Source organism: Streptomyces sp. ADMS (assembly GCF_033441795.1).
Lineage (GTDB): Bacteria > Actinomycetota > Actinomycetes > Streptomycetales > Streptomycetaceae > Streptomyces.
Genome location: NZ_JAVFVX010000093.1, coordinates 18,553 through 30,926 on the forward strand (window position 1 = coordinate 18,553; position 12,374 = coordinate 30,926).

Consider the following 12,374-nt stretch of genomic DNA (forward strand, 5'->3'; position numbering starts at 1 on the left):
CCCCGCCCCGGCGCATGTGGAGCCGCGGAGGGGGAGGCCGGTCGCGTGGCACCCGCCACGAGAGGAGACAGGTGCGGTGGCGATTCCCCTGGTGGTCGGCATCGACGGGTCCGAACCAAGTCTGGAGGCGGTGGACTGGGCCGCCGACGAGGCGGTCCGGCACAGCGTGCTACTCGACCTCGTGCACGCGGCGGCCGGTGACCGCGAGCCGTCCGACGTGATCAGTGCCGCCTCGAAACGCGCCAGGGAAAGAGCTCCCACGGTGCAGCTGTCGAGCGAGGTGCTGCACGAGGACGCCGCCGCTGCCCTCGTCGACAAGGGACGCAACGCCTTCGCACTGGTGCTCGGGTCCAGAGGGCTCGGAGACCTCGCCGAAATGCTCCTGGGCGCGGTCAGCCTGGCCGTGGCAGCCCGGGCGGACTGCCCGGTCGTCGTGGTGCGCGGTACCGCTGAGCACCGGGACGGCGGGTTCGGGAACATCGTCGTCGGTGTCGAGGAGGGGGAGGGCAGCGGCACGGCCTTGCAGTTCGCTCTGCGGGAGGCTCAGGTGCGGAGCTGCCGGCTGACGGCGGTGCACGCCTGGAATCCGTCATCCAGAGCTCTCACCACGCGGCCGGCTCCGTCGTGGTACGCCATGGAGGCCCATCGGCGCCCGCCGTCCCAGGTCCTCGACGAGGCCCTGCGCGGCCTTGCGGAGCGGTATCGCGACGCCCGGGTGGCCTCCAGGGTGATCGAGGGCCCGGCCCGCCGAACGCTGCTGGACGCGGCGTCGGAAGCGGACCTGCTGGTCGTCGGCGCCCGCAGGCGCCACGGGCACGCGGGCCTGCAGCTGGGCCTGATCAATCACGCACTACTGCATCACGCGCCGTGTCCCGTCGCGGTCGTTCCCCAGATATGACCGACATGACCGGGGTCTGCGGCGACGGACCAGGTCGGCAACCGGCGGACCTGGGCCGGAAACCGGCCCGACAGGGCCTTTCGGCCCTGTGCCCCGAGCCCGCTGCCGGCCGACGGTGGGAGCTGGTGGTGGGGGACGGCCGGCGAATTGCTGGAGGCCGACTCATGAGCGCACAAGGTTCGCCGTAGGCATCCGGTCCGCCGTCCCGGCGCGGCGATCACGTGCTCAAGGGCGCGAACTCTCTGAGCCGTATGTCCGACAGGTTCGAATGCTGGTTCCGCCGTGTCCTGATGGTCGTTCTCGTCCTCGGGCTGCCGGCCGCCGCGGTCAGCGCGGGACTGACGGCGTACGAGGCGTCGATACGCACCGTACGAGCCCAGGCGGCGGAACGGCACCAGGTCACCGCCCGATCGACAACGGGCGTCAAGAACGACGACAACTGGGCGAAGCGACCGGCGCAGGTCCGCTGGACCGACACCGACGGTGTCGTGCGAACCGGAACGGCCCTCGTGAAGCCGGGAACTCCCAAGGGCGCCACCGTGCGTGTGTGGGTGACACAGGACGGAACCATCACCAGTCCGCCGGCGAGCACTCTCAATGCGACGACCAGTGGCTGGATGGTGGGCGGTATGGCGGCGTTCGGCGTGGCCGCTGGCTCCTACGCGGCCTGGGCGGGCATGCGCCTGATCCTGGACCGGAGAAGGTGTGCGCGGTGGGGCGCCGAGTGGGACCTGGTGGAACCGCAGTGGTCCGCGCGCTTCCGCCGGTGACGAGCAGGAGGCCGGCCGGAAGCCCAGGAGGTGACACCGATGTCGGATGCGACGACCACCGATCTGTACGAAGTCACGATGGCCATGTCCTACCTGCGAGAGGGGATGACCGGCCCGGCGACGTTCAGCCTCTTCGTCCGCAACCTGCCCCCTGAACGCGGCTTCCTGGTGGCGGCGGGGCTGGAGTCGGCACTCGACTACCTGGCCGGCTTTCATGTCGGCCCCGAGGACGTCGACGCCTTCGCTTCCGCGCTCCACCGGCCGCCAGGGGACCTGGAGCCGCTGCTCGGCCTGACGTTTACCGGCCAGGTGCGGGCGGTCCCGGAGGGGCGGATCGTATTCGCGGGAGAGCCGCTGCTGGAGGTGACCGCACCACTTCCGCAAGCGCAGTTGGTCGAAACCTATGTGCTCAACCGACTCAGCCATCAGACCGCGATCGCTTCGAAGGCCGCACGCTGCGTGCTCGCGGCGGCCGGTCACCCGGTCGTCGACTTCTCCCTGCGGCGCACCCACGGTCCGCAGGCGGGGTTCCAATCGGCTCGTCTGGGGGCGATGGCCGGCTTCGCCGGGACCAGCAATGTGGCGGCAGCCGCCGCGGAGGGCATCCCCGCCGTCGGCACAATGGCCCACTCCTTCGTGGAGGCGTTCTCCTCGGAGGAGGACGCGTTCCGCGCCTTCGCCCGCTGCCACCCCGGTCCGGTGACCCTGCTGGTGGACACCTATGACACGGAGGAAGGCGTCCGCGTCGCGGCTCGCGTCCTGCGGGACCTGGACCGCGGGCCAGGCTCCGCCGTGCGGCTGGACAGCGGTGACCTCGGGGATCTGGCGGTACGGGCCCGGTCGATCCTTGACGACGCGGGTCTGCCGGACGTGCGGATCGTCGCCAGTGGTGGTCTCGACGAGTACGCCGTGGACGACCTCGTGCGCTCCAGGTCACCGATCGACACGTACGCCGTGGGCACCCGTGTCGGCGTGTCGGCCGACGCGCCGTACCTGGACTCCGCGTACAAGCTGGTCGAGTTCGACGGCCATCCGGTGATGAAGCTCTCATCGGCGAAGGTGACGGCACCCGGCCGCAAGCAGGTGTTCCGCCACCCCGGCTGGGCCGACGAGATCGCTCTCGCCGACGAGCAGCCCCCCGACGACAGCATTCCGCTGCTGGAGACGGTGATGCGGAACGGGCGGCGCACCGGCAGGCGGCCCACGCTCGACGAGTGCCGGGGGAGACTCGCCGCGGACCTGGGAGAGCTGCCCTCGGTCGCGCTCCGGATCCGAGCACCCGTCGCGCCCCGGGCGACGACCTCCGAGCGACTGAGCGCACTCACGGCCCGCATCCGGCAACGCATCGAGGACCAGATGGCAGCTGCCTCCGCACGGCAAACCCCAGAACGAGCCCCAGCAGGATCGCATCGGTCCGTACCGAGGTGAGGAGGAAAGCGATGCCGCATACGTTGGAATGGACGGTTCGTCTTCATCTGTTCGAGGACGACGAGGGAACGACGAAGGCACATCTGATCCTGGACACCGGCACCACAGAACTCACCGGTCACGGGACCGCGCACTGCCATCCGGCGGACTCGAACGTGCCGGAGATCGGTGACGAACTGGCAGCGGGCCGGGCCATGAACGACCTGGCCGGGCAGCTGCTGAAGACCGCCGAGCGCGACATCGAGGGCATGGGCGTACCGCGGCCACACGGCCGGGAGGTCGCCGGGTGGCCCATGTGACCGACGGCGGCACAGCGACCCCAAGGCAGAAGTCAAGGAGGGATCAGCCATGACACATCCGGCACGACACAGCAGAAGCGGGCTTCCGGCAGCCCTGCGGGAGCTGGAGGACCTGCGTACCAGGGTCGACCAGCTCATGCACGCCGCCTTTCCCAGTGGCGGCTTCCCCGGGTTCGGCGCGGCCGAGCCATGGGCACCCCTGGCCGACATCGAGGACACCGATGCCGCCTACCTGGTGGAACTGGAGCTGCCCGGAGTGGACAAGGACCAGATCAGCGTGGAGGTCGCCGAAGGCGAACTCGACATCCACGGCGAGATCAGGGAAAAGGAACACACCGGGAAGGTCCGCCGGCAGACCCGCCACATCGGCCAGTTCGACTACCGAACGATTCTGCCGCCGAACTCCGACACAGAGCACATCAGCGCGGACCTGAACAACGGAGTTCTCACGGTGAAGGTCCCCAAGAACGAGAAGGGCAAGGCTCAGCGCATCGAGATCACCGGCTGAGTCGGCTCGGTCGGTCGACGGCCGTTCGGGCGCGAGGCGGGGCAGCCTGCCAAGGCTGATCGGTCCCGTGCGGCCGCCCGTCGCGCGTGGCACGTTGGATACAGCACCATTCTGAGGAGAGGGCGGACGTCATGCGAGCTCACCTCGGCGACCAACTCGTCATCGAACGCACGACGACCGGCGCCGCCAAGCGCGACGGCGAGATCGTCGGACTCCATCACGAGGACGGAACGCCTCCTTACGACGTGCGCTGGTCGGACACCGACGAAGTGACGCTCGTGTTCCCCGGGCCCGACGCACACATCCACCATCTCGAGCACGGCCGGCCCGAGAGCCCCCACGCCCCCTCCAGCCCCTCCGGCCCCGACACGGCCGAGACGGAGGCCATGTCGCCCGGGGCACCCGGCCCCGGTGACATCGGCCGACGCGTGGCCGTCGAACGCCACCGACAGCGGCTCAGCCGCGAGGAGACGGCCCGCCGCGCCCGAATGTCCCCCGGATACCTGGAGTACCTGGAGGAGCGGCCTGCCGACCCGAGTGTGGCGACCCTCATCAGGCTGGCCGACGCGCTGGGCACCACGGTCACCACGCTGCGCGGAGGAGGCATGGATCTGCCACCCGGCCAAGGACAGGCTCTGCTGCATCCTGAGCTGCGGGACCTCGGCCCGGAGGAATGCCGCACGTTGCTCTCCAGCCACGGCGTGGGGCGCATCGCGGTGTCGGCGTCCGACGGCCGCCCGGCGGTCGTGCCGGTCAACTACGAGGTCGTCGATGACGCGATCGTCTTCCGGACCGCGCCGGACTCCACACCCGCGGCAGCCGTCGGAACCGAGGTCGCCTTCGAGGTCGATCACATGGACGAGGCCCTGAGTCAGGGCTGGAGTGTCCTTGCCGTCGGCCCGGCGAGCGTCGTGACGGAGCCTGACGCCGTGCGCAGGCTCACCGAACATGCCCACACCACGCCATGGCCAGGCGGTGAACGCGAGATGTGGGTGTCGATCCGGCCCGCACACCTCACCGGCCGCCGCATCACTCCGGCCGATGGATGACCAGGCTCTGGCCACCGAAGAGCGCTCCCGTCCCGACGGCTCTCGAAGGGTGTTCCGATGAGCCAGCCAGCACCATCCGACGAGTGGGTGGCCGCCGTGGTACACGACGCGGTGGCCGCGCCGTCGATGCACAACGTGCAGCCCTGGCATTTCCGTTATCTCCGGCAGAGCCGCGCTTTCGAGGTGTGGGCCGACTTCGAGTGCGCCATGCCGCACTCCGACCCAGACACCTGCGGCCTTCATCTCGGTTGCGGTGCCGCTCTGTTGAACCTCAGGGCCCCCATCGCCCACGCGGGCTCGCACCCTGAAACCCGGCTACTGCCCGACCTCGCCGACCGGGCACTCCTCGCGAGCGTGCGGTTGGCCGGCCGTACGAAGGATGTGAGCGGCCTCGGCGCGCTGTATCCGGCGATCCGCCAACGGCACAGCAGCCGCTACCCGTTCGAGGAGAGACAGATCCCCGAGGCCGTGCGGGAGGCTCTCGCCGCGAGTGCTCGCGCAGAGGGAGCGGCACTGACGTTCCCCGACTCATGGCATCTGTGGGAAGTGCTGGAACTGGTTCAGGAAGCCGAGGCACGCAACATCACCGACCGCGGCAGCGACCAGGACCTGGCCCGGTGGACGCGTATCGACGCCCCGTCGGTGAGCACGGCCGACGACGGAGTCCCGCACTACGCCTTCGGGCCGCGCAAGCGCGGGGGCAAGGCACCCATGCGCGACTTCGCGGGCCCCCGGCAGGTGGCGGGACGTGACGCGGCGGACTTCGAGCAGAACCCTCAGCTGGCTCTCATCAGCACGGATCACGACCGCCCGGAGGACTGGCTCCGCGCCGGCCAGGCGATGGAACGCGTCCTGCTGCTGGCCACCCGCGAGGGCCTCGCCAGCTCCTTCGTGACCCAGCCTCTCGAATGGACGGACCTGCGCTGGCCAGTGCGCGACCCGATGACCGGGACGGGCTACACGCAGGTCCTGCTACGCCTGGGCTACGGCCCCAACGGTCCCGGCACGCCGCGCCGCGCTGTGTCGGAGGTACTCGACATCGAACCCTGACCCGGGACTGTCCACGGCTGGGGTCCACGCCCAAACGTCGAGGTGGACCGTAACCCCGGGAGCGGTCATGTGCTCCTCGGCGGTCATCGCCCCCTCTTCGGCGAGCTCGGGCAGATGCTGATCTGGGGCGTGACGCTCCGGACGGTTACCGCTGGGAAGGTCCTCGTATCGCTCACGATGTGCGGGGTCTCAGGCATGTCCCAGGTGCTTGAGGAGCGCCCGGTGGTTGGTCGGGCCGTACGTCTCCAGCGTCGTCGGGACCCGAGGCACCGCAACCCGGCGACGGCCACCCGGTCCGAGCTCCTGCCCGTATGTCGCGGCGGCGAGCGGGCGGTGCGACGGTATTCAGAGGGGGTTTGTCAGCAACGGGACGGAAGGTGGTGGCCCCGATGGAACTCCCGCTGGCCGTGGGCGTCGACGGATCGGAATCCAGTCTGCTGGCGGTGGACGAAGCGGCCCGCCACGGCCTGCCACTGCGGCTCGTCCATGCCTCCCTCTGGGAGCGTTACGAAAGAGTCCGGCCCGCCTTCAGCACCGATCGCCCCGCCGGAGAGGTCATGGCGCAGAACATCGTCGCCTCCTGCGCGGAACGCGCCCGGCTTCGCGACCCCGAAGTGAAGGTGTCCACCGACGTAGTGGCCGCCGATGCGGTCTCCACGCTGCTGCGGGCCGGGTCCGAGGCGTTCGCCCTGGTCACGGGCGCACGTGGGCGCGGCGAGGTCGCCGGGCTGCTGCTGGGGTCGGTCAGCCTCACGGTGGCGGCTCGCGCCATGTGCCCGGTCATCGTCGTCCGAGGCGAGGAGCGCAACCTCCAGGGGTCCCTGGGCCGGGTCGTGGTGGGAGTCGGCGATGCGACCGGCGGCACGGGTGCCGTACGGTTCGCCGCCCGCGAGGCCGAGGCGCGGGCCTGCACCCTGACCGCCGTACGGGCCTGGCGCAGTCCGATTCACGAACCGGGCTCCCCTCCCGCAGAGTCCGTCCCGGGGGACCCCCGGCTCGCGGCGGACGCCGCCGTGGCGCCCGAGGAGCAAGTCTCGGCCACCCTCGACGACGCGCTACGCGAGGTCGTACGGGAGCACCCCGAGGTCGATGTCAGCCGCCGCGCGGTCGAGGGCCCCGCCCACCGTGTCCTGCTGGAGGCATCGGCCGGTGCCGACCTAATCGTCGTCGGCGCTCTGCGCCGACACGGGCACTTCGGTCTGCAACTCGGCAGCGTCGCCCACGCCCTCCTGCACCACTCAGCGTGCCCGGTCGCCGTCGTCCCTCATCGAGTCTGAGGTTCGCCGTACAGGCCCCCTCCCACGGCTTCCGAACTGAGGAGGACGACGGATGTCGGAGTGGACGTGGGAGTGGAAGGGATACGACCCCGCTGCCGAACGGCTGCGGGAATCGCTCTGCACGCTCGGCAACGGCTACTTCGCCACACGCGGTGCGGTGCCCGAGTGCCGGGCGGGCCTGGTGCACTACCCGGGAACCTACGCGGCCGGATGCTACAACCGCCCGGAGTCGACGGTTGCGGGACGACAGGTGGTGAACGAGGACCTGGTCAACCTCCCGAACTGGCTGCTCCTGCGATTCCGCCTGCGCCGCGCCGAGGAAGCGTGGGGCCCGTGGTTCTCCCCCCATCCGCACACCCTCCTGGACCACCGGCACACCCTGGATCTGCGCCGCGCCACACTCACCCGTGCCTTCCGCCACCGGGACGGGGAGGCAGGCGTAGTCGCCGTCGAGCAGAGCCGCCTCGTGCACATGGGTGATGCTCATCTGGCCGCGCTCCGGACGGTCTTCACCGCCGAGGACTGGTCGGGAGAGGTCGAGATCGAGTCCTGCCTCGACGGCGAAGTGACCAACGGCAATGTGCACCGCTACCGTGCCCTCAACCACCACCAGCTGATCCAGGTGCGGACCGGGACGCGGGACCCCCACACCGTCTGGCTGACATGCCGGACCACCACCTCCGACATCAGTGTCGCCATGGCCGCCCGGACGGTCGTCACCGGCCGGCCGCCGGCCTCGTCGGAGCTCCGCCCAGCCCGCCACCGTGCCGTGCACCGTCTGGTGCTCCCACTCGCTCCCGGCCGTCCCGCCGCCGTGGAGAAGACCGTGGCGCTGCACACCTCACACGACACGGCCATCAGCGACCCTCTCGAGGCGGCGGTCGACCGAGTGTCCTCGGCGGCGGACTTCGCGGGCCTGCTGAACTCCCACGTCGCGGCCTGGGAGCGGTTGTGGCGGCGCGCGGAGATCCAGGTGCCTGGTCAGTCCGGGCGCGTCCTGCGCTTCCACCTCTTCCACCTCCTGCAGACGCTGTCCCCGCACACCGCTGACCTGGACGTGGGCGTCCCCGCCCGGGGGCTGCACGGCGAGGCGTACCGGGGCCACGTCTTCTGGGACGAGCTGTTCGTCCTGCCGTACCTCAACCTGCACTTCCCCGAGGTCTCCCGGGCCCTGCTGAACTACCGGTACCGACGCCTCCCACGGGCCTGCCGGGCCGCCGCCGCGATCGGCCGGGTCGGGGCGATGTACCCCTGGCAGAGCGGCAGCGACGGCCGCGAGGAAACCCAGGAGTCGCATCTCAACCCCCACTCGGGGCGCTGGTTGCCGGACCACTCCCGGCTCCAGCGCCACGTGGGCTCGGCAATCGCGTACAACGTGTGGCAGTACTGCGAGGCCACCGGCGACACCGAATACCTGCACACCAAGGGTGCGGAGATACTCCTGCAGATCGCCCGCTTCTGGGCGGACCTCGCGGTGTTCGAGCCGGAGACGGAGCGCTACCACATTCGCGGAGTCGTCGGCCCCGACGAGTACCACGACGCCTACCCGGATGCCGCTCTGCCAGGGCTGAACGACAACGCGTACACCAACGTCACCGCCGCCTGGGTGCTCGGCCGCGCCCTGGACCTCCTGCGGCGCCTTCCCGCATGGCGCCGGGAGGAACTGCGCGATCGCATCCGGCTGGACGACGACGAACCCCCCAAGTGGGAGGAGATCTCCCGACGCTTGTGGGTGCCATTCCACCGTGGCGTCATCAGCCAGTTCGAGGGCTACGACGATCTGACCGAGCTGGACTGGGACGCCTACCGCACGCGCTACGACAGCGTCCGACGGCTGGACCGGATCCTGGAGGCCGAGGGCGACACGGTCAACCGCTACAAAGCGTCCAAGCAGGCCGACGTCCTCATGCTCGGCTACCTCTTCTCGCCGCGCGAGCTGCGGCAGTTGTTCGAGCGACTCGGCTACGACCTGGATGACGAGGTCTGGCGCGGGACCGTCGACTATTACCTCCGGCGCACCAGCCACGGCTCCACACTCAGTGGCCTCGTCCACGGCCTGGTCCTAGCCAAGGCCAGACGAGCCGAGGCATGGCAGTACGTCCAGGAGGCCCTGGAGGCAGACATCGCCGATATCCAGGGCGGCACAACTGGTGAAGGCATTCATCTCGGGGCCATGTCCGGAACCCTCGACCTGGTCCAACGCGGCCTGACCGGACTGGAGACGCGCGAGGACGCGCTGTGGCTGGACCCCGTGCCTCTCCCCGCACTCTCCGAGTACGGATTCTCGCTGCGCTATCGCGGCCACTGGGGGGTGCGCATACGGCGCCTGAGCGGGCGGCTGGAGATCGGCGTGCCCGACTCGGAGGAGTCGGCGATCCGCGTGGTGCTGGCGGACCGGGCCGTGACCGTGGCACCTGGGGAGACCTGCACGCTCGTTCTGAAGGCGGATGATCCGAGCGAATGAGCGTGGCGTACCCGCATCCGTGCCCTCACGCGCCGTACACGGCCTAGGCTCCAGGGCGGGTTTCCGTTTCATGCCAAAGGGCCGTGGGAGACGCTATGAAGTGGTTGGTCTCGCTGGTCGGTGCCGGGCTCGTCATGGTCACCCTTCGGGACCTGTTCCACACGCTCTGGCACCCCACACGCCACGGTGGCCTGAGCCGCCTCGTGATGACAGCACTGTGGCGCCTCGCCCGGCGCTTCCGTGCGCCCGGCCGCGTGGTCGGGCTCGTCGGGCCGCTGGCCATGGTCACGGTCGTGAGCATGTGGGCCGTCACCGTCGTACTCGGCTGGGCGATCGTCTACTGGCCCCACATGCCCGGCGCATTCACCTTCTCCCCCGGGTCCCAGGCAGCACAGCAACCGGCACTGCTCGACTCCGTGTATCTGTCGCTCGTCACGGTGGCCACCCTGGGACTGGGCGACATCGCACCCGACGAGGGCTGGCTCCGCCTGGTCTCACCACTCGAAGCCCTCATCGGTTTCGCCCTCCTGACGGCCACAGTCTCCTGGGTCCTGGAGATCTACCCGGCGCTGACCCGCAGGAGGGTCCTGGCCGTCCGGCTGGCTCTGCTGCGCGACGCGGATCCGCCGACACGGCAGATCGACTGCACTGCGGGGGCTCTACTGCTGGACAGCCTGGCCACCGACATCGCTCGCGTCCGCATCGACTTCACCCAGTACGCCGAGGCGTACTACTTCCATGACGGGGAGGACCACTCGTCGCTGGCGGCCATGGTCGGCTACGCCGCCGTACTCGCCCAACGCGGGCAGGCGGCGGAACGGCCGGAGGTGCGGCTGGCCGGCGCGCTGCTCGCCGGCGCGCTGAAGGACCTCGCCGCCATCCTCGACCAGCGTTTCCTCCACACGGGCGGCCCGCCGACGGAAGTGTTCGCCGCATACGCCGCCGACCACGGCCGCGACGGCGCTCAGCCCTGAGCGAGCAAGGGTGGCACCCTGCGGCCGACGTGGGCATGGGCGACCAGATGCCCCTAGCAGTCCATGATCCTCCTGGTGCTCGGGGCGACCCAGCTCGGCATGGCACTCAGCTCCCGGGCAGCCTGGCCCACCCGTTCCTGCTCATCGCGGCAGCCTTCGATTTCCAGGCAGCCGGCGTCTACCTGCCTCCCCTCCAGAACCCGCTGGGTACGGAGCCGCTGTCTCCCACTGATCTGGTGATCGCCTGTGCCCTGCCCGGCCTCGGTCATGTCGTCATGCGGCTTCAGACAGGCGCGACCGGAACGCCCGCCGAGTGGGGCCCGCTGGCGGCCAGGGACGTCGTCGAGCGCACCGCCACGCAATGACGTGACCGCCTGTTCCCCGGCATGCGCAAGGGCAGAGAGGAGCCGACACTGGTCATGAGGACGAGACCGGCCGGGGCGGGTCAGACTCCACGAGTTCCTCCCGCGCCGACAACCACGCCGGAAGGACACACCATGACGACTGCCCAGGAGATCATGCACGCCGGTGCCACCTGCGTACAGGAAAGCGAAACGCTTCAGGACGCGGCGCGCAGGATGAAAGAACTGGACGTGGGGGCCCTGCCGATCTGCGGGCCGGACGACCGACTCCACGGCATCATCACGGACCGCGACATCGTGGTGAAGTGTCTCGCCAGGGGCAAGGACCCCAGAACCATGACCGCCGGCCAGCTGGAGCAGGGCAAACCGATCACGATCGACGCCAAGGCCGATGCCGGCCAGGTCCTGCACACCATGGAGGAGCACAGGATCCGTCGGCTGCCGGTGATCGACGACCATCGCCTCGTCGGCATGATCAGCGAGGCGGACCTCGCACGTCACCTTCCCGAGGACCAGGTGGGCCACTTCGTCGAAGTCGTCTGCGCGACCTCCTGACCGACCAGTCATTCCCCGGCGAATCTTCGTCGAACATCGGTTCAGGAGGTCGTGATGGGACGTCTCAACGAGCGAGTGGCGATCGTCACCGGTGGAGCCAGAGGGATCGGGGCCGCCGTGGCACGTCTGCTGGCCACGGAAGGCGCTGCTGTGACGGTCGCCGATGTCCTCGACCCCGAAGGGGAAAAACTGGCGGCCGAACTCGGTGGCCCTGCCCGGTATGCGCACCTGGACGTCAGCGCCGAAGACGGCTGGCAGACGGTGGTGGCCGGGACGGAGCGGGAGCTGGGCCCGGTCTCGGTGCTGGTGAACAACGCCGGCATCCTCGAATGGGGAACCATCGAGGAACAGCCCCTCGAATCCTTCCGCCGTGTCATCGACGTCAACCTCCAGGGCTCCTGGCTGGGCATGCGTACGACTGCCCCTTCCCTTCGTCGGGCTGGTGGAGGCGTGATCGTGAACATCTCCTCACTCGCTGGCCTCACCGGCTACGCAGGTATCGGAGCCTATGTGGCCAGCAAGTGGGGACTGCGCGGCCTGACCAAGGCCGCAGCGCTGGAACTGGCCCCGGACGGGATCCGAGTCTGCTCGGTCCATCCCGGTGCGGTGCGCACCGCGATGACGGCCGATTTCGACGAGTCCTTCACGGCCGCGCAGCCCCTCCCTCGATTCGGTGAGCCCGAGGCGGAAGATTTCAAGTCCAGTGAGACGGTCGTGACGCTATGAGGTTTGTGGTGCGG

The 12,374-nt window shown here is 69.8% G+C and carries 13 protein-coding genes; all 13 read left to right on the plus strand.

The window, feature by feature from the left end; genetic code table 11:
* The first annotated feature begins 76 nt into the window (after nt 1-76).
* The 13 genes from RB628_RS30485 (at nt 77) to RB628_RS30545 (ending at nt 12,360) form a co-directional block, all read left to right on the plus strand.
* Nucleotides 77-898, plus strand: coding sequence for a universal stress protein (locus tag RB628_RS30485; protein ID WP_318323795.1), 822 nt, complete (start codon nt 77-79; stop codon nt 896-898).
* Between the two features lie 251 nt (nt 899-1,149).
* Nucleotides 1,150-1,668, plus strand: coding sequence for a hypothetical protein (locus tag RB628_RS30490; RefSeq protein WP_318323796.1), 519 nt, complete (start codon nt 1,150-1,152; stop codon nt 1,666-1,668).
* A 30-nt stretch (nt 1,669-1,698) separates the two neighbouring features.
* The gene (locus RB628_RS30495) at nt 1,699-3,096 is read left to right on the plus strand and encodes a nicotinate phosphoribosyltransferase (RefSeq protein ID WP_318323797.1); all 1,398 of its coding nucleotides are present in this window, start codon (nt 1,699-1,701) and stop codon (nt 3,094-3,096) included.
* A gap of 11 nt (nt 3,097-3,107) precedes the next feature.
* A complete protein-coding gene (locus tag RB628_RS30500) occupies nt 3,108-3,395 on the plus strand; it encodes a DUF1876 domain-containing protein (protein ID WP_318323799.1) in 288 nt (95 codons plus the stop codon).
* Nucleotides 3,396-3,444: 49 nt separating this feature from the next.
* Nucleotides 3,445-3,903, plus strand: a complete 459-nt coding sequence (locus RB628_RS30505; RefSeq protein ID WP_318323800.1) for an Hsp20/alpha crystallin family protein — start codon at nt 3,445-3,447, stop codon at nt 3,901-3,903.
* Between the two features lie 131 nt (nt 3,904-4,034).
* Nucleotides 4,035-4,952: a pyridoxamine 5'-phosphate oxidase family protein gene (locus RB628_RS30510; RefSeq protein WP_318323801.1), complete on the plus strand. Its 918-nt coding sequence runs from the start codon at nt 4,035-4,037 to the stop codon at nt 4,950-4,952.
* 57 nt (nt 4,953-5,009) lie between these two features.
* Entirely contained in the window at nt 5,010-6,002 is a 993-nt protein-coding gene (locus RB628_RS30515; protein ID WP_318323802.1) for an Acg family FMN-binding oxidoreductase, read from the plus strand.
* Nucleotides 6,003-6,391: 389 nt separating this feature from the next.
* Nucleotides 6,392-7,279 carry a universal stress protein gene (locus RB628_RS30520; protein ID WP_318323803.1) on the plus strand — a complete coding sequence of 296 codons (888 nt, stop codon included), beginning with the start codon at nt 6,392-6,394 and terminating at the stop codon, nt 7,277-7,279.
* 52 nt (nt 7,280-7,331) lie between these two features.
* Entirely contained in the window at nt 7,332-9,743 is a 2,412-nt protein-coding gene (locus RB628_RS30525) for a glycoside hydrolase family 65 protein (RefSeq protein WP_318323805.1), read from the plus strand.
* A 95-nt stretch (nt 9,744-9,838) separates the two neighbouring features.
* The gene (locus tag RB628_RS30530) at nt 9,839-10,717 is read left to right on the plus strand and encodes a potassium channel family protein (protein WP_318323806.1); all 879 of its coding nucleotides are present in this window, start codon (nt 9,839-9,841) and stop codon (nt 10,715-10,717) included.
* 47 nt (nt 10,718-10,764) lie between these two features.
* Complete coding sequence (locus RB628_RS30535) at nt 10,765-11,082, plus strand: hypothetical protein (RefSeq protein WP_318323807.1); 318 nt, start codon at nt 10,765-10,767, stop codon at nt 11,080-11,082.
* A 132-nt stretch (nt 11,083-11,214) separates the two neighbouring features.
* On the plus strand, nt 11,215-11,634 hold the full coding sequence (locus tag RB628_RS30540; protein WP_318323809.1) for a CBS domain-containing protein: 420 nt from the start codon (nt 11,215-11,217) through the stop codon (nt 11,632-11,634).
* 54 nt (nt 11,635-11,688) lie between these two features.
* On the plus strand, nt 11,689-12,360 hold the full coding sequence (locus RB628_RS30545; RefSeq protein ID WP_318323810.1) for an SDR family NAD(P)-dependent oxidoreductase: 672 nt from the start codon (nt 11,689-11,691) through the stop codon (nt 12,358-12,360).
* Nucleotides 12,361-12,374 lie beyond the last annotated feature (14 nt).

Coding starts and splice junctions, on each gene's coding strand:
- RB628_RS30545 (WP_318323810.1), top strand. CDS start 11,689: ATGGGACGTCTCAACGAGCGAGTGGCGATCGTCACCGGTGGAGCCAGA.
- RB628_RS30535 (WP_318323807.1), top strand. CDS start 10,765: ATGCCCCTAGCAGTCCATGATCCTCCTGGTGCTCGGGGCGACCCAGCT.
- RB628_RS30525 (WP_318323805.1), top strand. CDS start 7,332: ATGTCGGAGTGGACGTGGGAGTGGAAGGGATACGACCCCGCTGCCGAA.
- RB628_RS30520 (WP_318323803.1), top strand. CDS start 6,392: ATGGAACTCCCGCTGGCCGTGGGCGTCGACGGATCGGAATCCAGTCTG.
- RB628_RS30515 (WP_318323802.1), top strand. CDS start 5,010: ATGAGCCAGCCAGCACCATCCGACGAGTGGGTGGCCGCCGTGGTACAC.
- RB628_RS30510 (WP_318323801.1), top strand. CDS start 4,035: ATGCGAGCTCACCTCGGCGACCAACTCGTCATCGAACGCACGACGACC.
- RB628_RS30505 (WP_318323800.1), top strand. CDS start 3,445: ATGACACATCCGGCACGACACAGCAGAAGCGGGCTTCCGGCAGCCCTG.
- RB628_RS30540 (WP_318323809.1), top strand. CDS start 11,215: ATGACGACTGCCCAGGAGATCATGCACGCCGGTGCCACCTGCGTACAG.
- RB628_RS30530 (WP_318323806.1), top strand. CDS start 9,839: ATGAAGTGGTTGGTCTCGCTGGTCGGTGCCGGGCTCGTCATGGTCACC.
- RB628_RS30500 (WP_318323799.1), top strand. CDS start 3,108: ATGCCGCATACGTTGGAATGGACGGTTCGTCTTCATCTGTTCGAGGAC.
- RB628_RS30490 (WP_318323796.1), top strand. CDS start 1,150: ATGTCCGACAGGTTCGAATGCTGGTTCCGCCGTGTCCTGATGGTCGTT.